General features: G+C 45.7%; 25 protein-coding genes and 4 pseudogenes. 5 read left to right on the plus strand and 24 right to left on the minus strand.

Features of this window, described 5'->3' with window-relative positions:
- Positions 1-57: 57 nt before the first annotated feature.
- The 7 genes and pseudogenes from VSQ32_08230 to VSQ32_08260 all read right to left on the minus strand — a co-directional run bounded on the left by VSQ32_08230 (position 58) and on the right by VSQ32_08260 (position 3580).
- A complete protein-coding gene (locus VSQ32_08230; GenBank protein ID MEH2942850.1) occupies positions 58-507 on the minus strand; it encodes a hypothetical protein in 450 nt (149 codons plus the stop codon).
- A 13-nt stretch (positions 508-520) separates the two neighbouring features.
- Positions 521-778 (minus strand): annotated as a pseudogene (locus VSQ32_08235) (MATE family efflux transporter).
- Positions 779-952: 174 nt separating this feature from the next.
- A complete protein-coding gene (locus VSQ32_08240) occupies positions 953-1831 on the minus strand; it encodes an MBL fold metallo-hydrolase (GenBank protein MEH2942851.1) in 879 nt (292 codons plus the stop codon).
- 15 nt (positions 1832-1846) lie between these two features.
- Complete coding sequence (locus VSQ32_08245) at positions 1847-2404, minus strand: XRE family transcriptional regulator (GenBank protein ID MEH2942852.1); 558 nt, start codon at positions 2402-2404, stop codon at positions 1847-1849.
- Positions 2405-2426: 22 nt separating this feature from the next.
- Positions 2427-2929, minus strand: a pseudogene (locus tag VSQ32_08250) (YbhB/YbcL family Raf kinase inhibitor-like protein).
- Positions 2903-3180: pseudogene (locus VSQ32_08255) on the minus strand (helix-turn-helix domain-containing protein). Before VSQ32_08255 ends, VSQ32_08250 begins: the two co-directional pseudogenes overlap by 27 nt.
- Positions 3181-3472: 292 nt before the next feature.
- A pseudogene (locus VSQ32_08260) lies at positions 3473-3580 on the minus strand (DUF2000 family protein).
- Positions 3581-3849: 269 nt separating this feature from the next.
- Between VSQ32_08260 and VSQ32_08265 the strand changes: the two are divergent.
- From VSQ32_08265 to VSQ32_08280, 4 genes are all read left to right on the plus strand, one after another.
- Positions 3850-5073, plus strand: a complete 1224-nt coding sequence (locus VSQ32_08265) for a transposase (GenBank protein ID MEH2942853.1) — start codon at positions 3850-3852, stop codon at positions 5071-5073.
- A 170-nt stretch (positions 5074-5243) separates the two neighbouring features.
- Positions 5244-5453: a hypothetical protein gene (locus VSQ32_08270; GenBank protein ID MEH2942854.1), complete on the plus strand. Its 210-nt coding sequence runs from the start codon at positions 5244-5246 to the stop codon at positions 5451-5453.
- The gene (locus VSQ32_08275; protein MEH2942855.1) at positions 5405-6100 is read left to right on the plus strand and encodes an ATP-binding protein; all 696 of its coding nucleotides are present in this window, start codon (positions 5405-5407) and stop codon (positions 6098-6100) included. Before VSQ32_08270 ends, VSQ32_08275 begins: the two co-directional genes overlap by 49 nt.
- 13 nt (positions 6101-6113) lie before the next feature.
- Complete coding sequence (locus VSQ32_08280; GenBank protein MEH2942856.1) at positions 6114-6590, plus strand: helix-turn-helix transcriptional regulator; 477 nt, start codon at positions 6114-6116, stop codon at positions 6588-6590.
- A gap of 462 nt (positions 6591-7052) precedes the next feature.
- Here VSQ32_08280 and VSQ32_08285 read toward each other — a convergent pair whose 3' ends face one another.
- The 16 genes from VSQ32_08285 to VSQ32_08360 all read right to left on the minus strand — a co-directional run bounded on the left by VSQ32_08285 (position 7053) and on the right by VSQ32_08360 (position 19905).
- Positions 7053-9377 carry an FtsX-like permease family protein gene (locus VSQ32_08285; protein ID MEH2942857.1) on the minus strand — a complete coding sequence of 775 codons (2325 nt, stop codon included), beginning with the start codon at positions 9375-9377 and terminating at the stop codon, positions 7053-7055.
- Positions 9374-10057, minus strand: a complete 684-nt coding sequence (locus tag VSQ32_08290) for an ABC transporter ATP-binding protein (GenBank protein MEH2942858.1) — start codon at positions 10055-10057, stop codon at positions 9374-9376. Before VSQ32_08290 ends, VSQ32_08285 begins: the two co-directional genes overlap by 4 nt.
- A gap of 176 nt (positions 10058-10233) precedes the next feature.
- Complete coding sequence (locus VSQ32_08295; GenBank protein MEH2942859.1) at positions 10234-11481, minus strand: HAMP domain-containing sensor histidine kinase; 1248 nt, start codon at positions 11479-11481, stop codon at positions 10234-10236.
- Between the two features lie 6 nt (positions 11482-11487).
- Positions 11488-12180, minus strand: a complete 693-nt coding sequence (locus VSQ32_08300) for a response regulator transcription factor (GenBank protein MEH2942860.1) — start codon at positions 12178-12180, stop codon at positions 11488-11490.
- Between the two features lie 74 nt (positions 12181-12254).
- Positions 12255-13472 carry a hypothetical protein gene (locus VSQ32_08305; GenBank protein ID MEH2942861.1) on the minus strand — a complete coding sequence of 406 codons (1218 nt, stop codon included), beginning with the start codon at positions 13470-13472 and terminating at the stop codon, positions 12255-12257.
- Positions 13453-14160, minus strand: coding sequence for an ABC transporter ATP-binding protein (locus VSQ32_08310; protein MEH2942862.1), 708 nt, complete (start codon positions 14158-14160; stop codon positions 13453-13455). The genes VSQ32_08305 and VSQ32_08310 overlap by 20 nt, the downstream gene beginning before the upstream one ends.
- Before the next feature lies 1 nt (position 14161).
- Positions 14162-14338: a hypothetical protein gene (locus VSQ32_08315; GenBank protein MEH2942863.1), complete on the minus strand. Its 177-nt coding sequence runs from the start codon at positions 14336-14338 to the stop codon at positions 14162-14164.
- A 34-nt stretch (positions 14339-14372) separates the two neighbouring features.
- The gene (locus VSQ32_08320) at positions 14373-14915 is read right to left on the minus strand and encodes a GrpB family protein (GenBank protein ID MEH2942864.1); all 543 of its coding nucleotides are present in this window, start codon (positions 14913-14915) and stop codon (positions 14373-14375) included.
- A 51-nt stretch (positions 14916-14966) separates the two neighbouring features.
- Positions 14967-15482: a GNAT family N-acetyltransferase gene (locus VSQ32_08325; GenBank protein ID MEH2942865.1), complete on the minus strand. Its 516-nt coding sequence runs from the start codon at positions 15480-15482 to the stop codon at positions 14967-14969.
- A 3-nt stretch (positions 15483-15485) separates the two neighbouring features.
- Positions 15486-16241, minus strand: a complete 756-nt coding sequence (locus VSQ32_08330; GenBank protein MEH2942866.1) for a YoaP domain-containing protein — start codon at positions 16239-16241, stop codon at positions 15486-15488.
- Between the two features lie 3 nt (positions 16242-16244).
- Complete coding sequence (locus VSQ32_08335; GenBank protein ID MEH2942867.1) at positions 16245-17072, minus strand: CPBP family intramembrane glutamic endopeptidase; 828 nt, start codon at positions 17070-17072, stop codon at positions 16245-16247.
- Complete coding sequence (locus tag VSQ32_08340) at positions 17069-17197, minus strand: hypothetical protein (GenBank protein ID MEH2942868.1); 129 nt, start codon at positions 17195-17197, stop codon at positions 17069-17071. The genes VSQ32_08335 and VSQ32_08340 overlap by 4 nt, the downstream gene beginning before the upstream one ends.
- A gap of 34 nt (positions 17198-17231) precedes the next feature.
- Complete coding sequence (locus VSQ32_08345) at positions 17232-17996, minus strand: type II CAAX endopeptidase family protein (GenBank protein ID MEH2942869.1); 765 nt, start codon at positions 17994-17996, stop codon at positions 17232-17234.
- Between the two features lie 72 nt (positions 17997-18068).
- Positions 18069-18554 (minus strand): GNAT family protein, encoded by a 486-nt coding sequence (locus VSQ32_08350; protein MEH2942870.1) that lies wholly within the window; start codon positions 18552-18554, stop codon positions 18069-18071.
- Positions 18555-18585: 31 nt separating this feature from the next.
- The gene (locus VSQ32_08355) at positions 18586-19062 is read right to left on the minus strand and encodes a GNAT family N-acetyltransferase (GenBank protein MEH2942871.1); all 477 of its coding nucleotides are present in this window, start codon (positions 19060-19062) and stop codon (positions 18586-18588) included.
- 123 nt (positions 19063-19185) lie between these two features.
- Positions 19186-19905, minus strand: coding sequence for an MBL fold metallo-hydrolase (locus VSQ32_08360; protein ID MEH2942872.1), 720 nt, complete (start codon positions 19903-19905; stop codon positions 19186-19188).
- A 496-nt stretch (positions 19906-20401) separates the two neighbouring features.
- Here VSQ32_08360 and VSQ32_08365 point away from each other — a divergent pair, with 496 nt between their 5' ends.
- The gene (locus tag VSQ32_08365; GenBank protein ID MEH2942873.1) at positions 20402-21625 is read left to right on the plus strand and encodes a transposase; all 1224 of its coding nucleotides are present in this window, start codon (positions 20402-20404) and stop codon (positions 21623-21625) included.
- Here VSQ32_08365 and VSQ32_08370 read toward each other — a convergent pair.
- Positions 21576-22358: a CPBP family intramembrane glutamic endopeptidase gene (locus VSQ32_08370; GenBank protein ID MEH2942874.1), complete on the minus strand. Its 783-nt coding sequence runs from the start codon at positions 22356-22358 to the stop codon at positions 21576-21578. The genes VSQ32_08365 and VSQ32_08370 overlap by 50 nt on opposite strands.
- Positions 22359-22401 lie beyond the last annotated feature (43 nt).

Below are 22401 nucleotides of genomic sequence, written 5' to 3' on the forward strand. Positions count from 1 at the left end.
GATCCTTATCATCGCCATCTGCGCAATTGTCTTCCTATAAGTCCGGACAGTCCCATATCAGATTAAGCCATTATCCGCCATAACAAAATTTGCTTCATAAGCGGCATTTGCTGTTGCCGCAGCCCCTGATTTTGCCAGAACGGAATCGGAATATACGGCCTCTTTTGCCCACTGTGACGCCTGCCGCCTCCGTACCAGCCGCCCGTCAAAGCTGTTCTCCACTTTCAGGATAGGCAGGTTCCCTTTCTGCAGGGAGCTTATACGGATAAAGGCATCCGCCCCCTTCCCCTGCGGAAAGGCGCTGGATGACGCAAGGGTGTTCTTCATGTCATGCTTCATGCCCCGTATGTCGGAATAGACGCGCTCCATCTCCTCCATGTGTTCCTGCAGGCTGCCAATCTGGTTTTCGAAGACGAGCCTGCCGCTCTTTTCCCTGTTCCAACAGATCATGTCAGGGTCAGGTGCGTCAAACACATAATCCTCGATGCCCGTAATGAACACCAACACGCATATATGCTCCCTAAAGGCATATCTGATAAAGAAAAGCCACCACCATTGTAAGCAACTCCGCAATCGGTACTGCCAGCCACACCCCCGTCACTCCCATAAATTCCGGCAGTATCAGCAACAGCACAAATATCAGCTCAAATGTCCGCTGGAAGGATAATACCGCTGACAGCTTCCCATTTGACAACACAGTGAATGTAGCTGAAGTAAAAATATTCATCCCACAAAAAAGAAAACTGAATGGGAATATCCAAAAACCTCTTCGTGCAATCCTGCTTGCACCAGGCCCCGAATCATATTGTCTATTAATGCAGTCCCCAAAAACGTAATGATCATTCCTGGTAAAGCCCCTGCACCGATAATCAAAGTACTGGCGCTGCATATAGGATTTCAGATTTTCCTTGCTTTGCCTGTAAGCCTCCCGGACTGTTTCCGGATTATAAAATTATGCTTTCTGCCAAAGCAGCATACTGTCCCGAAATTCAGTCGTCATTTTCCCGGTATCTTTCAGCCACGAAAGGTAAGACCGCACCGTGCTGCCAGCCAGCACATATTGCTCAAAATTCATGGAAAGCCCATAGCCTCTGAACACTTCCTGCAAAATCCGCTCAAAGCATATCGGTTCTTCACAGATTGACAGAATCCGCTCCGCGATGCTCTGCAACTTATCCCTGTTATAGCAGACAAGCTCTTTCACATCTGCCGAGGCTTCCGCATGGGCGGGGACGAACATGGCCGCCTCCATCTGCTCCACCTTATCCAGTGTTTCCAGATAAGCACCCACGTCATAGATGAAGGAAACCGCATATTTGTCCAGCGTCTCCCTGCTGCTGATACAGTCTGCAAGGAACACCACATTATCCGGCATACGGAACCCCACCATGTCAAAGAAATGCCCCGGCAGGGGTATCACCCCAACCTCCTTCGGGAAGCTCTCATCTGAAAAATCCGTCACATCACTCTCCTGCGCCATCAGGAACTTATGTCGTAAATCCTTACACGGATAACCGCCGTAAAGGAAAGACGGCTCCAGTACCGGATATTTGATAAAAGCCGCCTCTATGCCACCGGAATACACCTTACAGCCCGTCTGCCCCTGCAGGTATTTGTTGCCGCCGATATGGTCTGCATTGGAATGGGTATTCAGAATCGCCGCCAGATGCCATCCGTTCTTATCCAGTATCTGCCGGACTTTCCGCCCCGCATCCTTATCATTTCCGCTGTCAACCAGATAGACATTCTCACTGTCCGCCACATAGACGCCTATCTTCGCCGGACAGTTTATGTAATAGCATTTCTCACTGACCTGTACCAATTCATACATTTTTCGTTTCCTCCTTTAACTGTTCGGATAAAATATCACATTATAGGCGGCGCAGGCTTTATCTGAAACATTGTGGTATGCATGGGAAATATCAGCCCCAAACCGTATGGACTGTTTTTCCTGCAACACCACTTTCTTCCTGCCTATTGCCATTTTCAATGTCCCATGCACCATAAAAACATATTCCTCCACGCCCGTCACATGGGGAAGCGATTCGTGCTGCACCCCTGCGTCAAGCTCAATATAGAATGCCTCCACATTCCTTATTGGGTCAAAGGGAAACAGCGGGTAAGCCCGCATCCCTCCGTTTTCCTCCGTGATCACATTTTCCCCATCAAGCCCGGCGACCGTGTATTCCGCTTCTTCCTGTTTACAGAAAAAGGATAATGGAATTTTCAGCCCTGTTGAAATCTTCCATAATATGTTGATGGTGGGCGAGGACTGCCCCCGCTCAATCTGTCCCAGCATGGGCTTGCTCACGCCAGTCAGTTCCGCAACATCATCCAGCGTGAGCTGCCTTGTGTTGCGAATCTCTTTCAGCCGCTCTCCTATCTTTAATGAAATTTGTTCCATTCTACCTCCTGAATATGTTTTATTAAATAAAATATATTATAACATATTCAATTAAAGATATCAAAGAAGAAAACGCTAAGATGTGACCGTCCATTTCCCGGTAAAGCTCGTTCAGCAGAAATCCTTTTTCCAAATCCAGCATCCTATCCAAAGCATACACATGAAATTCATATATGTGCGGCTTATCCGGCGGTGTCATCCCGCCATAAAAGCAGGAAAGCTCCGCAGACTGCCCTCCGCCCTGCACGCTCGTCCAGATATTCCGGCCCTGCACAAAATCATTCGTCGTCTGACTTTCATTCTTCTTGATTTCAAAACGGGTTATGTTTGCCGCCAGCCAGTGTATCCGTGCAAATCCCCCGTGACCGGGTATGCGTCCTTATCCTCCAGGACAATGGCAATCGACACCGTTCCCTGCGGCGCATCCTCCACCGTAAAGGGTAAAGAATAAACAGGGATTCCATTTTCATTGAACTGCGTCCCATGCCCGCCATTATACTGCATAATCCTTAATGCCTCCAGCATCTCCCCCATGCCATCTGTTAAAGAATATTCCACATGGAGCGATAGGATTTCTTTTCCACAAAGCCATAATTCATCAATTCCTTTAACTGCTCTAACAGCATTTTCTGTGTAATGTCATCTATGTCCCGTTCCAGCTTCGCCAGAGATGTAGCCCCTGGACGCAGCCGCCATAAGATAATCGATTTCCAGTTCCCTTTGATCAGGTCATGCACCAGTTCCAAAGGGCAGGTGTATTCCGTTCTCATTTTCACAGGCTGATGCCCCTTTCCGTTTTCTATTACTTCGGCAGAATATCGTTCCTGCCAAAGTAATAACATCCACTGAATTATGCCATAAAAATTACCCGTTTTTCACCCGATATCACGAAACGACTATTTTGGGGGAATGGAAAGCAAAAAAGAACCGTCAAGTAACCTTCTTTCTCCATTTTCGCTGATTCCCCAGCTTTCCAGGTGGTTTTCTGCTGTCAGACCTGCCTGTGGAAACAGCAGACCGCCGCATACGGTGGTAAGTCATCTGCGGCGGTTAGCTTTTGTATGCCCTTTATCTCAGCAGCGCCATACTTCCCGTCAATTTGTTCACCTTCTTTTTCGCCCCACAGATAGCAACCCCATAATAATTCAGGTCCGTTTCCGGAACATCCTTCATTTTTATATTGAAAACTCAAAGAGTATATCAATCTTTATTTCTTTACACCACTTTACAACTTTTCCATAAAAAAAATGTCATACAGGACTTTCTGATGTATAATAAGTTTGCAAACAAAAAAATACGAAAGAAAGTGATCCTGTACGACAGACTTATTATACAACGAAAAAACTATAATTGGTAGACTTTATCATTATTTTTACATTTATTTTGAGGCTTGTTCCATTCCTACAGCCGAGACATTGGTCCTGCTCCTGCTGTCCATACTGACACTGGAGTCAGCGGATTCCATCCGTTTCCTTTACAGACATTTCCTGTCAAAGCTAACAGATAAATCCCTGAATGCCTTTTACTATGCCTGCTCCTATGCCAAAGTGGATTATTCCAGGTTTATGAATGCAACAGCATCTATGGCATTGAAACTAATCCCGAAATCCTTAGAGACGCAGCCCGTTTTTTTATGCATGGATGATACCATTGTTCCCAAATATGGAAAGAAATTTGAGGATGTCTCAAAACTCTTTGACCATTCCGCGCACAACGGCAGCGGCTACCTGAATGGGCACTGCTTTGTAAGTGTCATGCTCTGTGTGCCAATGTGGGATAAAGGCAAGATTGTTTACCAGGCGTTTCCGCTTTCCTACCGTATGTGGCAGAAAGAAGAGTCAAAATTAAAGCTGGCTGCTTCCATGGTACGCCAGGCCATGCCTGAATTACAGGAAAAGGCGAATGTCATTATCCTATGCGACAGCTGGTATACAAAAGGGGATCTGGTTTCTGTCGTGGATGAATACCCAAACCTTGGCCTAATCGGAAATGCAAGGTATGACTCTGTCCTTTATGACCTTGCCCCGCAGCCGACCGGAAAAAGGGGCAGGCCTGCAAAACATGGGAAACGTCTTTCGGCGGAAAAAGATTTTACACTTTCGGATGAAAAAATAGGCGGTTATTATATTGGGATGCGCCGTGTCCTTACAAATATTTTCGGCACAAGGGAAGTTTTTGCCTATGTGACAGCCACAGAGAAGGAAGGCGGTTCCAGGCGCCTGTTCTTCAGTACGGTTTTCCCCACACAGCTGCAGATTTTTTGTGCATGGCAGGAAAAGACCCCCCTGAACCAGACGGGGAGTGCATGGATGGATTACATCCCCTTGTTCCTGTACTCATTCAGATGGAAGATAGAAGTCAGCTATTACGAACAGAAAACCTTCTGGTCACTATGCAGCTATATGGTGCGCAGCCGGAAAGGGATTGAAATGCTGGTTAATCTGATCAACATAGCTTATTGTGCGATGAAACTGCTGCCATATCAGGATGAAGCATTTTCAAAGTACCGTAGGGAAAGCGCACAGGATTTCAGGTTTGTGCTCAGCGAGCGGATCAGGCAGGAGGTATTTTTTGCCACTTTCGTGAAAAAGAGCGAAAGTATAATAAAATCATCTGCCCTTATGAGAGCCTTAAAATACCTTGTTCAGCAAAAGGAGCGCTATTTATAATAGTTGTAAAGTGGTGTTTCTTTAGGTTAAATTATCCGAGTTTTCGGACAGTCTCTCCCGGTTTCACCATTGACGATATTGATGATGCCCTGGTTCAGAAATTCAAAACTCTGGCTGCAAAAAAAGGAAGGATTGACGAAAGCGTTCTGTCTGAATCAAAGGCAGATTTGATGGAAAAACTCCGCCTGACCAATGCCGGGCACTATACAAATGCTGCCATGCTCTTGTTTAGCAAAGATCCCGACAAGTGGCAGCTTGGCTCATACACCAAGATCGGATTTTTTGAAACAGATGCTGACCTTCGTTATCAGGATGAAGTCCATGGTCCATTTTGGAGCAGATTGATAAAATCATTGAAGTCCTTCATCTCAAATTTATGAAAGCAAAAATCACCTACGAGGGGATACAAAGAATAGAACGATACTTTGTCCCGGATGCAGCTCTGAGGGAAGCTTTGCTGAACGCCTTATGTCACAAGCAATATGAATCCTGCACGCCCATCCAAATCAGTGTTTATGATGACCGTCTTTATATTGCAAACTGTGGAAAGCTGCCGGAAAACCGGACCATCGACAGTTTAATGTCCAAACATGCGTCCCGTCCATATAACCCCTCTATTGCTAATGTATACTATTTGGCTGGCCTCATCGAAAGCTGGGGACGCGGTATCGAAAAAATTTGTCAGGCTTGCGAAGAGGACGGCTCGCCACTACCGGAATACACGATTCATCCTGGCGATATTATGATTCAATTCATTGCCGCTGAAAACCGAATCGTGCGCACTTCTCTCGACAAGGTGACTGAAGGGGTGACTGAGAAGGTGACTGAGAAGGTGACTGAGGCAGAACAGAAACTTTTATCGTTGCTGCTCGAAGATCCTGCCTACACCTATGCTGTCCTGGCTGAAAAACTGGGCGTGAGCCGAAAAACAGTCTCTTCAAGAATTAAATCCCTTAAAGACAAAGGTGTCATCCAACGGATCGGCTCTGATACGAAAGGACATTGGCAAATCAAAAATGGGAAGTAACGGAGGGCAACAGATGCCAAGGCAGTTCAAAACAGCAAGACAAATCAATAAATTAAAGATTACGGAGGCTGCTGAAAAACTTGGCATTTCCCAGCCGACCCTCAGTGCATGGGAAGGAGAACGGAAATCTCCTTCTATAGATAAGCTTGAGCATATGGCTGAGCTCTATGGTGTTACCACCGATTTCCTGTTGGGACGCACTGAAACTCAGAGCCAGGATCCCAGGCAGCCAATTCCACTGCAGGCATTGCCGGCTTTTCATGGAAGACCGGTATGGTCTGCCTCATATGGATGGCTGCTGGTGAATGCCGCCGACAAGCTTATGACCTTTCCCGATGGGCGAACCATGCCGTTTGCAGATATAATAAGAAAGGAACTGCAGGGATGGTACCATGTAAAAGACCGCTTTGTTGAAAATGAGTATGGCAATCGCTTTTATCTGGATACTTATGGTTCCAAATGGCTGGCGTTCATCGCTGAAACCGAATAAAAAAGAACTCCGACGCTCAGTATGATACCGGGCGCCGGAGTTCTTGATTATTCATGCTTTCTGAACAGGCTGCCAATTATTCAGTTATAGGGAACTGCATATTGGGAATGTCCAGATATGCAGCCAATTACCTTGCAGCAAGCTGCCGGTAATTGACCCTCGCGGCATTCGCCAACTGTCCGTGCAAGCACGACCGCCTGGCTCATTGCCCGCGGGAATAAGGAGAAGAAGATTTCTGATTTTCCTCTATACGCATCCCTCCGTTTTACACATGAGGACGATTCTTATCACCCTATTTCCAGGCGGTTCTCCCTCAAATCCCCATACTATTTTTTTATGGTAAGGACATTGTAAAACCCAAATGTCACAGAAATGTCCGAGCCAATCATTCGGTCAGCTTAAAAACAGCCTGAATTGTTACAAAACTCGGACATTTCAAAATTTTTAGTCAGTATCCATGTGTTACTGCTGCAGCTTTATGGTATCCATAATGGACAATTGCCCGATTCTTTTGATTGGCCGCCGGATTGCCAACGCCGCAGAGCCAAAACATAGCATGACGATCAGCAGCAGGGAGGCAACCGGAAGCTGCCATGTTGTTCCCCATTTATCTGCAATCAGGAACTGGAACATCATCTTATTCAACGGCAATCCCAGTACACATCCGGTGGCACATCCTAAGACTGCATAGGTGGCTGCCTCTGCAGCAATCATCTTATAGAGCTGCCCGGCTCCCATTCCAATGGAACGCATCACGCCATACTGTCTGGTTCTCGCCGCCACGCTGGCATTCATACTGTTAAAGATATTGAACACGGTGATCAGCGCAATGATAAGCAGAAACCCGTAAATAAACACCGCACCTGTATAGTAGGAACTCTGGGATTCCGAATTTGACAGCCGTTTATCTGCAATGGAGACATCAGATGGAAGCAGGCTCCGTATTGCCGATACTGTCTCATCCGTGCCGCTGCCTGCAAGCTGTATATCCACAGCCGAATAGCCTGCCGCGCCGATGCTCTCCGTAAACAGCTGTTCTGTGCATATGATGTATCCAAGGCTTCCCGCTTCACTTGACGCATTTGTAGAAGACAGGATTCCCGCAATTCTCACCTGTTTCTCCCCAAAAGGCGTATGGAGCGTCACGGTGTCCCCGGCCTTCCATTGCATGCCATCCCGGTAGGACACTAAGATATCCCCGGTTCCCCCCGAAACCGCATCGATATTTCCCCCATTCAGTTCCTCTTTTGCCCATTTGAACTGATTCTCTTCATAGGAAACCAACGTGGCCGTTCCGTTTTCGGTATCGAAGGAAACAGATAAGCCGCCGTATTCCATTCTGCCAAAAGCACGCTTCACACCATCAACGGCTTCGATTTCTTCTATGACAGAAGTTTCCAGCCCTGCAGCGGCTGTCACAGATACATCCCCCGCCCACGGGGCTAATGCAGGCATGCCCTGGCCCAGGAAGACGACCATCACCTGGAAAGCAAGGAAAAGCATGATGCTGATGGCAAAGGAGCAGGTCATCAGGAATAAATTCTTTTTCCCGGACAACGCATGGAACATGCCCATGCCTGTTTCCACATGGAACAGCTTTGTATTTGCCGCACGCTTATTCTGTGCCAGCTGGGAGCCTCCGCTGATTGCCGTGACAGGGGAAACCCTGGAAGCCTTTTTCGCCGGGGAAAGGGAAGCAAGGAGGACGATCAGGAAGCCCACCACAATCCCTGCCAATATGCCGGCGATACTGAATTCAAATAACGGGACCTCTGAAAAGCGGTCTCCGCTGATGGATTTGAGCAACAGGCAGGCGGCCCATGTCACAATCTGGCCTGCCAGCAGGCCAATAGGGACGCCCTTCGCACTCTGCCGAAGCCCCTGAAGGATCACAAAATGCTTTACCTGTTTCCTGGATGCCCCCAGACAGCGCAGCAGCCCATAAAACTGTGTTCTCTCCAACACATTGGTGTTAAAGCTTGCGGAGATCATCACCGTTCCCGCAATCAAAACAAGGAAAACCAGGATCGCTGCAATCAGATAGAGGGCCTGCATGATGTTGCTCTCGCTTTGTCCCATCAGCCCCAACAAAGCGGTATTTTCTGAGATCTGACCGTCAGAAAAGCCAAACTGGCTCTTGATCTCCTTTATGGCCTCCTGAATATGGGCGCCGCTCTTAAACTGGATGCGGTAGGTGGTTCCATCTGCCGCGTTTTCATCTGCAATGGCAAGGAAGCCCTCCTCGCTCAGCGCCATCCCGCAGATATCCGCTTTCAACATGGAGCCCATATCCGCAAGGGTTCCGGTAATCCGGTACTGTTTTTGTGAGCCGTCCGGAACCGTAACCGTCACATAATCGCCGATGGACAGACCCATCTGCTCCATGGCGTTTTCATTCAGCAACGCCTCGTCCGGCAGGGAAGGGTATGCCCCGGCCGTCATATCCATTTCGGTCAGGGATTTCATTGTTTTTTCATCTGCCCCCACAAAACTGACGGCTTTGCCGGACAGCATCCCCGTACTGCCCTGGTAGACCCATCCTGATAAAGCCACGTCAACCCTTGCCGATACCAGTTCTGCTGTCTCCGCCTCCACATCATGGAGCGCCGCATGGTACTCGCCATTAGTCTTAATGAAATAATTCTTCTGGGAGCGCATCGCCATGTCCGCCATACTGAAAATTGCCATTACAAGGCATACCGAAAGCGTGATGCACAGCACGGAGATCCGGTTATTTTTGCGGTGGACCTTTTCATACTGGGGTATCAGCCCAAGATAACTTCTCATCTCGCCGCCACCCCCAAATCCCTCAGCCTTCCGTCCGTCATGCGCAGTACCCGGTCCGTTGCATCCGCATGGTTCTCATTGTGGGTAATCATCAGGATGGTCTGTCTGTACTTGGCCGACATGGATTTTAAGAGGGTGATGACCTCCTGGCTGTTCCTGGAATCCAGGTTCCCGGTAGGTTCATCCGCCATGATGATGGCAGGACGGGCCGCCAGCGCCCTCCCGATTGCCACTCTCTGCTGCTGTCCTCCGGAAAGCTGGCTGGGCAGGTGTTTCCTTCGCTCCTTTAATCCCAGAATCTCCAGCAGCTCCTCCACATACTTCTGATCCGGTTTCTGATAGTCCAGAAGCAATGGGAATGTAATGTTCTGCTCTACATTCAATTCCGGGATCAGGTTAAAGGACTGGAAGATAAACCCGATATTCTGGCGGCGGAACACCGTAAGTTTCTTTTCGGGCATGGAAAAAATGTCCTTGCCATCAATCAGCACTTTTCCGGATGTCGGGTTATCCAAAGCCCCCACCACATTTAAAAGTGTGCTTTTTCCGGATCCTGATTCGCCTACGATTGCGATAAATTCTCCTTTGCCCACGGAGAAGGAAACATGGTCAAGCGCCCGAACTTCCGCTTCCCCTTTTCCATAGGTCTTGCATAGATTTTGTACTTCAAGAATATTCATATTCATTACCTGCCTTTCGAGCATTATCATACCCGATGGGTCTTACTTTCACATGAATTTCATCTTACTCTTTTGTAAGATGAAGATAGAATGTGCTTTTGCACATTCTTGCGCCGAGCGCGGCCGCTTGCGGCATACTACCTCTTCGCGTGAGTGCGCATCCCCGGAGGGTTTTATCATACAGGGAAGGTCGTTTCCTGTATGGTAAAAAAGCTTAAGACAAATCTGCTGCCCTTGCCGACCCTGCTGGTTACGGAAATCGTCCCCTGATGGGCTTCCACAATGGATTTTGCCAGCGGCAGCCCCAGGCCGCTCCCATGGGTATCCTGGGAAATGCGGCTCCGGTAGAACCGTTTGAAGATATTATGGATATCCTCCTGGTGGATCCCTGTTCCGTTGTCTTCCACTACAATGTTTGTAAGAAGGGGCGTCCTCTCCCAGCTGATTACTACTTTCCCGCCTCTTTTGGTATGCTCCAGCGCATTTTTTACCACATTCCCCAAAGCTTCCGACATCCAGAGGGCATCGCAGTAAAAGGAAACATCGCTGCTCCCGGATAACACAATTTCTTTCGCTTCCTGAGTGGCAAATGTCTCAAAGCGTTCCGTCACATCCGTAAGGAGCATTTCCATGTTTTCCTCCGCCTTTTCCATCCTGACCGTGCCTGCGTCCAGCCTGGCTATTTTTAAGAGCGTATAAACTACATCTTCCACCCGGCGTATTTCCCGCAGGGATTTCTGAGTAAATTCCTGGATTGTCTCCCTGTCCGTACCCTCCTGCACCATAATCTCATCATACATTTTAAGCGCCGCCAGGGGCGTCTTTAACTGGTGGGAAACATCTGAAATCATACCCTGCAGAAATTCGCGCGTCTGTTTTTCATGTTCTGCCTGGGCAGAGAGGATAGAGACAAGCTCATTGATCCTGTGGAACAGGCTGTACCAGTCCCCGGTTTCCTCACTGTCAATCCTCTGTCCCGTATCCCCTGAAAGGAACCGGGTGAGCACAGCATCTGCCTTTGCTATCGCTTTGTTTTGTTTCCGGATGTAGATCCAGACTGTCAGAAAAACAGCCAGAAAAACGCAAAAAAGCATACCTCCGATCCAGGCGGCGGTATGCTTTCGGTAAGCATATACGGCAGGAATCAGTCTGGGATCTGCATTTCCATGGTAGCCTGCTTCCTTAAGGATCCGCCTTCCGGCCTCCAGGTCAGAGTCCGTTTTGTCTTTCGTAAACGCGGCTGCCACATTTGTGTCCGGGTGGTTGACCAGATACCCTGCCGTCCCATAATCATGCTCCACCATTGTTTTCTGGTAATCATTCGTCATATAGGATAAAAGGACCGTGAAACCTGCTGCCGCAGCCAGCCAGATAGCAAGCAGGCAGCACAGCATCCTCCTTGTTTCTTTTCCCATTATCTTCATATCTCTTTACTCCCCGGCCCATTTATAGCCAAACCCAATTTCCGTCAGAAGCTTTGTGGGGGAATTCGGGTCATCTTCAATCTTCCTCCTCAGCCTGCGTATATAGACGGAAAGGGTATTGTCATCCACATATCTGCCGTTCCCGTCCCAAAGGCGGTCTAAGATCAGTTCCCTTGGCAGGATGCGGCCTGGATTCTTCAAAAACAGGCAGAGCAGCTTATATTCCACCAATGTTAAAGGGATCTCCGTTTCCCCTTTCCAGCAGATCCGCTCAGACAGGTCAATCCGGATCTCATCGGATTCCAGAATCGTATCACTCTTATGAAATTGCTGTCCCGAACGGCGCAGCAATGCGTTGATCCTTGAACGGACCTCCCCCAATTTAAAGGGTTTGGTAATGTAATCATCCCCGCCCATGTCCAATCCTTTTACAATGCTGATCTCTTCATCCGAAGCTGTCAGGAATATGATCGGGACAGTAGAGGTTTTTCTTACTTCTTTACAGATATCAAAGCCTGTCCCGTCCGGCAGCGTGACATCCAGCAGCAGAAGGTCATACTGGCCTGCCCGGAAGAATTGATATGCTTCCATTACAGTACGGGCATTATCTACCAGAAAACCATTTTTCTCAAGTGTGTATTTCAGGCCTTCAATCAGACTTAAATCATCTTCTACATATAATATCTTTTTTTCATTCATTTTTATCCATCACTCCGGATGCCTCCGACATATACCTTGACGGACGGAGTCCGCCCGCCCGAACGGGCCTGCATTCACGAGTGCCCTTTGGGTATAAAAAGTAAAATTGCAATTTCCACAGCCAACAGAGCCAGCAGGACATACAGCAGTACCGGCCAGGCCGAGGCAGCTCCCGCAAGCAGCAGCATTACCACCGGAACCACATATTTCCGGGGATGATGCCACAGGTCGCTTTCAATCTTCCAGCCACGGATGGGATAAAACCATTCCAGGAGCACAGACAGCGCCGCACTCTGCAGGGCAAAGAAAACAGCCCCGGCAATCATCCGAACAGTGACACCGCCGTTTTGTATCTGCCAGCTACAGAGGAATATCACATCTGCAGCCATATTGCAGGAAAAAATAAACAGGCAGTATGGGATGCAAAAGCGTCGTTTCTGTCCGGGCAGGAAACGGACCGCCTGCTCCAGGTCACAGTCGCAGGACAGCAGGATGCAAATAGGGGTATTTAAGGATAGAATCGCAAACCCCACCGGGACAACAAACAGCCCGGCCATTTCTCTTAAAAAATACGGCATTACAATGGCTACGCACCACATCACAGCGGTATTGGCCAGATAATTCCTGTGGCAGCTCAGATGCCGGAAAAAGTACCGCCATAAAGAACCTCTCTTCCGTTGCTTAATAGCATGGCTTTTCTCACTCTCCCCCTGATAAAAAGCGTATCCGTCTGCCTTCCACAAAATCAGAATAGCAATAAAACTATTCGCAAGCAGCAACAATCCAAACCATGATCTGTTTCCTAAAAACAGAATGGCGGACACTATGGCAGCGGCCCAAAGCCCTCCCACATACCAATATTTTCTCAGGGAATAGGCTGCGGCAGCCATAAGGACCGCATGAAGCATACTGATGGCCATTCCTATCATCTCTATAGGCTTCCATGCAGAAACAGCCAGCAGAACCGCCAAAAGCAGCCCTGTCTTTGTAAGGACCGTATAGCCTCCCAGCACCGCCACATAGGAAAATACAAATTCCCGACCATGCCCTGGCAGCATCAGCATATGTTTCAGCTCCACAGTGTTATCTCTGGAAGAAAAAGCCTGCCACATCACGCCGGCTGTAAAGGTGCTTATCATCAGGATCCGTACAGATGCCGCAACCTGCACCTGAAAGCCTGCGATATACAGCCCCCAAAATATGATCACATCAATCAAAAGCGTCCGTGAGAGCCGTTCATATTTTGCCCCAAACAGTTTTTTGGCAAAGGCTTTACCTGTCATTTTCATCATGCAGTGCCTCCCGGATATCTGCGGCATTGATCTGCCCGCCTTCAAAAGTCTGCCGGATCTTACCATCTTCCAGGACAAAAACCCGGTCAGAGGTCAGCGTGATGCTCTCCAGGATATGGGAAGAAAACAGCACAGTCCCATACTCTTTATAGCCCAAAATCTGCTGGTACAGATATTCCGTACTCTGGAAATCCAGGCCATTGACCGGTTCGTCCAAAAGGAGCAGTCTGGGTTTCAGGGCAAAAGCCGTGATCAGAAATGCTTTTTTCCGGTTCCCGGTTGACAGCTCCCGTAACAGGGTATCTGTATATTCTTCAAAGTGAAAGCCCTGTACCAGCTCCGACACATCAGCCACCTCTTTCCCATAGGCAGCGCATACATAGGCCAGGTATTCCCGGAAAGTAAAATACGAAAAAGAATTATCCTCGGCAAACACCGTATAGCGGCAAAGCTTAAAGTCATGACTCCGAAAATCCACAGGAGCGCCGCCAAAGCAGATGCCGTCTGAACGGAAAGTAGGGAGCAGGCCGGAAAGCACCTTCAGAAATGTGGTTTTCCCGGCTCCGTTCAGACCGATCAGGCCTGCCACTTCATGCTTCGCCAGCGAAAAAGAAAACCCCGAAAGTATCCTTTTCTCTTCACTGTACCACGCACTTAAATTTTGAACAGTCAGGAGCGTTTCTCCCATCTTACTTTCCTCCTTTGCCGTCCTTCTCTTTTTTCCATGTCGCATAGGCGGAGTACAGGAATACACCTGCCAATACCAGATAAAGCCCCATCATTGGGAAGTTTCCGGATACCCCGCATACAATGGCTGCAACCAGCCAGATCAATCCAATGATTCCACGAATATAAATATGACGCATTGTTTTTACCTCCTTCATCGTCTTTTTGTGTTCTCTATGTATCCTGCAGTTGTCTCCATACATATGCTTCTTTCAGCAGGCATTCTATGCATTCCTGCTTGCCCTCTGTATAGCTTTTTCGGTCATCCGGAAATTGTAACGCCAGTTTTTTCTTACAGGCATCGTATCTCATTGCTTTATCAGGATGGCAATTCAGATAATCCCGAAAATTGATATAGTTTTTCCATTCTGTCCCATTCCATTTGACTGCATGAATATGATGTGTGCGCGTATCTTTTTCAAAATCACCCATTACAAACAGCATTTGCCCGGCAACATCTTCCCCGCGAAAAATAAAACCGTGTTCTTCCAACAGTTGCATATAATGTGAAATATCATTCAAATCACGGAGGCCAATCACAATGTCAATAATTGGTTTTGCATAAATGGAATGAATCGCAGTGCTTCCCACATGCTGGATGTCAACAGCGGCATTTCCCAACAGTTGCTTCAATTCCCAAATTACATTTTCGGCATTTTTATCCCATTCCTCCTGATGGGATAAAAGCTTTACGCTTCCTCTTTTTAATCCTATCATTTTTCTCTCCAGGCAGCTTGCAGCTCTGCCGTATCCGTTATACCAGTATGTCTATTCCGGCAGGGCAATCCTGTAAATATCCGCCTGTTCTCCATCAATTTCAAAGCTGCGTTCATAGACTCCTCCATTCCGAATGATTGTTTTAACCGAAGGTTCATTCTTCTTTTCCACAGAAAGATACAGCTCGTTCATCCCAGTCTTTTTGGCAACCTCCAATAACTGCCGCAGCATTTCCGTAGCGAAGCCTTTTCTTCTTTCTGACGGACGGACGCTGTAACCGCAATGGCCGAGATCCTTCAGGAAGTCGTTCAGCGTATGCCTGAAATCAATGATTCCCACAATTCTACCATCATCGACAGCAAAGAATGTGTCCGTTATAACCCAATTCGGATTAACGGTCTCTTCTTTCGTGTTTGCATCTATGGATTTGCACCATTCTGTGTAATCATCCGTTTTATCAAATAATTCACTTCCGTTGATGACAAATTCTCCATGTTCAAAAAATTCCTGTCTGAACTCTATGGCCTGTTCTTTCATCGCTTCTGTTGGTCTGACTAATTGAATCATTTTTCACACTCCTTTATCTGCTAAGATTTTATCAAATTTCTTCTCCGACAGAATTTCATGGGTCACGAGCTGCCTGTCATAGAAAAGGGAAAAGGTGGTAAAGGGCGAAGGGGCATTCTGCGCATCCTCCCTGGTCTGGATATGTACGGACTGGAACACTGCATTCCTGGCCTTTGCCATCTCCTCCAGTATCGGTACATACTTTGCCGTAAAAGGGCATTGATTTGTGTAATACAGCACAAATCCCTCCGGCATATCTTCCTGCCTGCCCACGCTGTCCCGGAAGCAGGGAAGAGGTGCGCCCTCCTCAAAAGGCAGAACCATCAGCTCAAAATAAGGCTCTGCCGTATCCGCTGTCTGAAAGCCCTTATAGCCCATATATTTCGGGTCAGAAAGGAATCCCATCTTTTTCCTGGAGGACAGGATTACAAGCCCCTTCTTTCCTTTCTCTTTACTGTCCTTGATACACGCATCCAGCAGCAGGTTCGAGTATCCATGCCCCTTGAACTGTCCGGATACCCACAGGCAGTCAATGTACATATAGCCTTGCGCTTCAATGGGCGCCCATGCGTATTCCGCGGGGATATACTCAATGAAGCACTTTCCCCGGACATTGCCTTTTAGGAATACAAGCCCCTCGTCCAGCCTGTCTTTCAGCCAGTTCTTTTTGGACATGACCTGAATATCCTTGTTACCCGAGATCGCACAGCAGATGTGCTCCCTATCAAGATTTTCGTGTGTCAGTTTTACAAGTTCCATATTCTATTGCCTCCTTTGATCTGCATTTCGATATAATAAAAGAATCAGCCCAATCAACACCAATGTGACAGCCGCCGCTATGGTGGAACTGGCACGCATAACGGGAAACTGCTCATATTTCAATATGTAAGTAACAAAAGCATTCGGTAGGTTCACGAAGAAGGATACAATCAGGTTATTACCAGATATCTTGTATGCAGCCGCAAATCCGACCCCTACTGCAAACAACAGAAGAATATCCTCCAAGGTGCGGAATCCCGGATAGCCCAAATGGTAAAGGGAGAACATTGCCCCGGAAACCAGAATTGCCGGTACCCACCCAAATTGCCGGTCTATCCGGCTCTGTACAAATCCGCGGAATAAAAATTCCTCAAAAAACGTGGTCATAATCAGCGGCACAATTCCCATAGGCAACAAGTGCCAGGGGATCTGCTCACCGACAGCCATCTTCGGGATAAGCTGCCCTCCAACGGAAAATACCACAAAGGCAGCCAAAACACCCCATTGCCGTATGCCCGGCTTTTTGAAACCGACTTCTGCCAATACTCTGCCAGAGGCCGGCATCCCATTTTCCTTATTATTGCCGAATACCCTCGCTTGCGCTGGGGCAGACCCTGGCATAAAGGGATGCCCGTAGGGTGTTTCCTTATACAAACAGTACAGCGGAATGAAAAGGCCGAATACCAGCCCATACAGGAGATTGTAAAAAATAAAATATAGTATGGGCGTTGGATTGAGATTCGCTGCCGCAATACAGATAATAAGCATGATTTCTATGCCGGCTGAAATCAGGAGCGTTTTTCCTTTTCCCCTGTTTGCTGCTTCCTTCATCCTAACCACCCCCTGATAAAACGCAACTGCCCTAAAATCGCACCTGCAACCATCGCCGCCAATGTTACAACAATCATGACAGAGTGCTCTTTCATCAGTTTACCTAATTCTTTTAAATCGTTCATGGAACCGCTCCTCCTTTATCCTACAACGGGAATTTCACGCTTCTTTTTTTAGCTCTATAAAACTGTATATTCCCAAAATTATATATACGGGCACAACAATATATAATGTCAAATCAGCATATCCGTTTATACTCGAAAAGCAATAAGGCAAAGCGCAGACATTGATCATAAAGTGGAGCATAATCGGTAACCATAAATTATTTGTTTTCTTATATACCATTCCAAAGAACATACCCATGCCTATCGTCCACACAACCTTGCTTACGATTACAGGCAGCGGCTGGTTTAGCACACCAAATATATGTCCAGCCCCAAAAATCACGGACGACAACACAACCGCAATCAAAGTGCTGTTTTTACTTTTTACCAACATCTTTTCAATAAGATTCAGCAACAAGCCCCGCACATAGAGTTCTTCAATGATTGCCACGCCAATATAATACACAACACCTTCGATAAGCACCTTCTCAATAGATGGCTGACGGTCAAAAGGTGATAATCCCACATAAAAAGCAAGAAAACCCACTGCCGCAACCAGCGCTCCAATGATTCCGTATCTTTTAAGCCCATCGACCAGGCCCTTTTTCCTAAATCCCAAGTCCCATGTAGGAACAAATGTCCTTAAAAACAAATAGGCTACCGCTCCTATGAGCAGGAAATTTACCATAAGCGTAAAGTAAACAGGCTCTATGTCCGCAACTTGAATATGGACAAAAAACGCGCTTGGAATACCTGTTATATCCATAAACGTAATGATCAAAGTCAAAACTGCTATATAAATAAACTCTCGCTTTTTCAAAGCACTCCCTCCAAATTTCTATCTGTTTCCTGTTTCTGCAATATAATATGTGACTTCCTGACAAACAGGAATTTATCTGTTTTCGATAATCAATTCTTTGCACTTCCATTCTTCACCCAGAACACAATATGTTTCTGTCGTATCAAGAACTGTATCGCTAAAACCGACTGCTTTATAACAATAATAAGCCGGGAGATTATTCTCAAAAACGCCCAATGATGCTTTTTTTGCTCCATATATTTCAAATACAAATTTCAGACCCAGCCGAAGCATAGCTTTTCCATAGCCTTTTCCTCTCTTGTGAGGATTTACAATAACAAATCCAAAACGTAGTTCATCCAATGATTCATCAGGGTTTCTTAGTGTAAAAAAGCCAACGATTCCTGTATCATCAAATGCAGTAAACGGCATTAGAGATTCAACAAAACAAAATTCCTTTTGCGTTATCGGATAATTACCGAGTATACCTGCTGTCCATTGATAAAATACTTTTTCATCCTGACACCATGATAATATTGTATCTACATCTGAAGCTTTATATGGTCTTATTCTAATCATACATTTTCCCTCGCAAATTCCGATTTTGACGTTATACTCGTTTTATCATATCTATGCACCAATCTTCATACTTTCCTTGATTGCCCTGTTCATCGGTATATTCGTATACACCGTCTAAGTGTAGTTCACCGACCGCATGATATCCTAATCTTTCATCCAATCTCTTTGCCGCAGAATTGTCCGTTGGATTTACATCAAGTCCTAAATAGGGAATTGCGGCCTCTTTGCAATATTCTTCACATACCAACGACAGTCGGGTTCCAATGCCATAATTTCTTAAGGGCTCTATTACCAGCAAATCAATCATATCTGCACATTTTTCTTGGTTTGTATATGGCATGACATCTTCTTTATTATCCAGCGATAACAACACATATCCAATCGCGCAGTTATTGACAAACGCGCCAAAATAAACTGCTTTTCCGTTATTCTGTTGCTGAAATCTATCGGCATGTATGGAAGCATCACTTTTCACCAATAACAAACTATTTAAATCACATTCTTTCACTATCCTGATTTGATACGATATAGAATTTATTTCATATTAAATTTTCCTGCATATTTGTATTCCTCCAAATTTTTTTAATCAGGGGGATTACAGCACGGCCAATCTTTTGGTTCAAACTGGAAGTTATTGAATCGGTAACAATTCTATATTTTTTGTTCGTTTTAGATTTATTTTAAGGTCTTCATATTCAAACGGCTTGCCATGTCCCGGATATATTAGATTTGGTCTAAGTGCAATGATTGTTTCCCAAGATTTCAGAAAAGCCGTTTTGTCCTCTACCCAAATGGTTATTCTATGTAAACTTGGCAAGCCGTTCATAGCAGCGTCACCACAGAATAGAGAACCGTCATTTAGTAAAAGCGATATGGAATCGGAGGTATGACCGGGAGTATCAATAATTTTTCCTTGCAGTAAAAGTTCCACTTGCTTACGGTTTTGTTCGGTCACTTGAATACATCTACATTGATATTCTTGTTTTATTGAGGGAAACAAATGCTTACCTTTGCCAACGAACTTCATTAAATAACAAAAGAACAAGGCAATCTTAGTTGTGCAACCGCCATGAAAAGAGTTTTGCCCTCTATATAATCTTTCTAATGCTTTGTCGCTCATAACGATTTGGAGGTCAGGGCATTCCGAAAGTACTTCATTCAGATAACCTGCGTGGTCATCGTGAGCGTGTGTCAAAAAAATATATCGTATCTGTTGAGGGGCTATTTGCATCTTTGCCAATTGCTTTTTAAAATGTGCAAATCCGCTTTCATACCCTGTATCAATCAGTACATAGCCTTTGTCAATAGGATATATCCAATTATTTACTATCCTGCTTCCTGCATTGAGCATAGGTGTTCTCTCCTTTCATTCATTTTCATCGGCGTCAACTTTCGATTTCTCCACGAGTGCGTTTTATTTGCTATTTTTAACCCATGTGCCGACTTCCGATGATTTTATCATGCCAAGATGTTTGTAGAAATCCTGATCCAAAAGCACGATTGCCCTTTTTGCACCTTATACAGCCCTCCAATCAGCACCATTTTCTTTTTCATATGCAGCTCCCTGACAAGCAGGAAGTTACCAAGTGAATAATTTTTTGCCTGATTTTTTATACAATACACCACTTTACAACTTTTCCATAAAAAAAATGTCATACAGGACTTTCTGATGTATAATAAGTTTGCAAACAAAAAAATACGAAAGAAAGTGATCCTGTACGACAGACTTATTATACAACGAAAAAACTATAATTGGTAGACTTTATCATTATTTTTACATTTATTTTGAGGCTTGTTCCATTCCTACAGCCGAGACATTGGTCCTGCTCCTGCTGTCCATACTGACACTGGAGTCAGCGGATTCCATCCGTTTCCTTTACAGACATTTCCTGTCAAAGCTAACAGATAAATCCCTGAATGCCTTTTACTATGCCTGCTCCTATGCCAAAGTGGATTATTCCAGGTTTATGAATGCAACAGCATCTATGGCATTGAAACTAATCCCGAAATCCTTAGAGACGCAGCCCGTTTTTTTATGCATGGATGATACCATTGTTCCCAAATATGGAAAGAAATTTGAGGATGTCTCAAAACTCTTTGACCATTCCGCGCACAACGGCAGCGGCTACCTGAATGGGCACTGCTTTGTAAGTGTCATGCTCTGTGTGCCAATGTGGGATAAAGGCAAGATTGTTTACCAGGCGTTTCCGCTTTCCTACCGTATGTGGCAGAAAGAAGAGTCAAAATTAAAGCTGGCTGCTTCCATGGTACGCCAGGCCATGCCTGAATTACAGGAAAAGGCGAATGTCATTATCCTATGCGACAGCTGGTATACAAAAGGGGATCTGGTTTCTGTCGTGGATGAATACCCAAACCTTGGCCTAATCGGAAATGCAAGGTATGACTCTGTCCTTTATGACCTTGCCCCGCAGCCGACCGGAAAAAGGGGCAGGCCTGCAAAACATGGGAAACGTCTTTCGGCGGAAAAAGATTTTACACTTTCGGATGAAAAAATAGGCGGTTATTATATTGGGATGCGCCGTGTCCTTACAAATATTTTCGGCACAAGGGAAGTTTTTGCCTATGTGACAGCCACAGAGAAGGAAGGCGGTTCCAGGCGCCTGTTCTTCAGTACGGTTTTCCCCACACAGCTGCAGATTTTTTGTGCATGGCAGGAAAAGACCCCCCTGAACCAGACGGGGAGTGCATGGATGGATTACATCCCCTTGTTCCTGTACTCATTCAGATGGAAGATAGAAGTCAGCTATTACGAACAGAAAACCTTCTGGTCACTATGCAGCTATATGGTGCGCAGCCGGAAAGGGATTGAAATGCTGGTTAATCTGATCAACATAGCTTATTGTGCGATGAAACTGCTGCCATATCAGGATGAAGCATTTTCAAAGTACCGTAGGGAAAGCGCACAGGATTTCAGGTTTGTGCTCAGCGAGCGGATCAGGCAGGAGGTATTTTTTGCCACTTTCGTGAAAAAGAGCGAAAGTATAATAAAATCATCTGCCCTTATGAGAGCCTTAAAATACCTTGTTCAGCAAAAGGAGCGCTATTTATAATAGTTGTAAAGTGGTGATACAATAGAGTACCAACAAAAATTATGGTCGCTAATACAACAATGTTATATTGTATTGGCGCTAAATAACAGATATTAAAAGCTGCGTGCATAATGGCAATCAGCAATATATTTCTGCATTGATAATAGGTTATTCCCAAAACAACGGAAACAAGTAATGTCCATATACAAAGACAAACAATTTGTTCCATGCCCAATGAATTTCTGATGATCCACATTGGTAAATGCCACGCTGCCCAAACGGCGCCGACAAAAAGAACACTTTTAATGTTCTTAAAAGGAAGTCGTTCCAGCAGAAATCCTCTCCATGCTATTTCTTCAGCAAAAGCTGTTATCAGCAGGTATATACAGCTTGTTAATAGTGATATTACTGTCGAATATGTATTTTTAAATACGTCAGTTTTCACGATGAACGAATAGCAATAAGAACCAAATATACCTGCAGCCATACATATAACCCCTGTTAAAATATATTTGATTGTTATTTTCCCTGAAAACATTCGCGTAAAGTATACCTTGATGTTCTGCTCGCAAATCAGCAGAAAAGTAGCAGCCATAGCGGGAATACACACATATAAGTATTTTAAGTACAATAATCCATTGGGAATGATAATTCCACTCTGTTCTAACAATGTAGGTACATAGCATATAAACGATAAAACATATACGACAGAAACCCATAACGTAAGTTTCAACTTATTTGTGTATCCCGCCATCACAATTTCTCCTTGCAGTGCGAAAATCTTGCAGAAATTCCAG

This window comes from Lachnospiraceae bacterium JLR.KK002 (assembly GCA_036941025.1).
Taxonomy (GTDB): domain Bacteria; phylum Bacillota; class Clostridia; order Lachnospirales; family Lachnospiraceae; genus Petralouisia.

Coding starts and splice junctions, on each gene's coding strand:
- VSQ32_08240 (MEH2942851.1), bottom strand. CDS start 1,831: ATGTATGAATTGGTACAGGTCAGTGAGAAATGCTATTACATAAACTGT.
- VSQ32_08245 (MEH2942852.1), bottom strand. CDS start 2,404: ATGGAACAAATTTCATTAAAGATAGGAGAGCGGCTGAAAGAGATTCGC.
- VSQ32_08270 (MEH2942854.1), top strand. CDS start 5,244: ATGGAAAAACTCCGCCTGACCAATGCCGGGCACTATACAAATGCTGCC.
- VSQ32_08280 (MEH2942856.1), top strand. CDS start 6,114: ATGCCAAGGCAGTTCAAAACAGCAAGACAAATCAATAAATTAAAGATT.
- VSQ32_08285 (MEH2942857.1), bottom strand. CDS start 9,377: ATGAGAAGTTATCTTGGGCTGATACCCCAGTATGAAAAGGTCCACCGC.
- VSQ32_08290 (MEH2942858.1), bottom strand. CDS start 10,057: ATGAATATTCTTGAAGTACAAAATCTATGCAAGACCTATGGAAAAGGG.
- VSQ32_08295 (MEH2942859.1), bottom strand. CDS start 11,481: ATGAAGATAATGGGAAAAGAAACAAGGAGGATGCTGTGCTGCCTGCTT.
- VSQ32_08300 (MEH2942860.1), bottom strand. CDS start 12,180: ATGAATGAAAAAAAGATATTATATGTAGAAGATGATTTAAGTCTGATT.
- VSQ32_08305 (MEH2942861.1), bottom strand. CDS start 13,472: ATGATGAAAATGACAGGTAAAGCCTTTGCCAAAAAACTGTTTGGGGCA.
- VSQ32_08310 (MEH2942862.1), bottom strand. CDS start 14,160: ATGGGAGAAACGCTCCTGACTGTTCAAAATTTAAGTGCGTGGTACAGT.
- VSQ32_08315 (MEH2942863.1), bottom strand. CDS start 14,338: ATGCGTCATATTTATATTCGTGGAATCATTGGATTGATCTGGCTGGTT.
- VSQ32_08320 (MEH2942864.1), bottom strand. CDS start 14,915: ATGATAGGATTAAAAAGAGGAAGCGTAAAGCTTTTATCCCATCAGGAG.
- VSQ32_08325 (MEH2942865.1), bottom strand. CDS start 15,482: ATGATTCAATTAGTCAGACCAACAGAAGCGATGAAAGAACAGGCCATA.
- VSQ32_08330 (MEH2942866.1), bottom strand. CDS start 16,241: ATGGAACTTGTAAAACTGACACACGAAAATCTTGATAGGGAGCACATC.
- VSQ32_08335 (MEH2942867.1), bottom strand. CDS start 17,072: ATGAAGGAAGCAGCAAACAGGGGAAAAGGAAAAACGCTCCTGATTTCA.
- VSQ32_08340 (MEH2942868.1), bottom strand. CDS start 17,197: ATGAACGATTTAAAAGAATTAGGTAAACTGATGAAAGAGCACTCTGTC.
- VSQ32_08350 (MEH2942870.1), bottom strand. CDS start 18,554: ATGATTAGAATAAGACCATATAAAGCTTCAGATGTAGATACAATATTA.
- VSQ32_08360 (MEH2942872.1), bottom strand. CDS start 19,905: ATGCTCAATGCAGGAAGCAGGATAGTAAATAATTGGATATATCCTATT.
- VSQ32_08370 (MEH2942874.1), bottom strand. CDS start 22,358: ATGGCGGGATACACAAATAAGTTGAAACTTACGTTATGGGTTTCTGTC.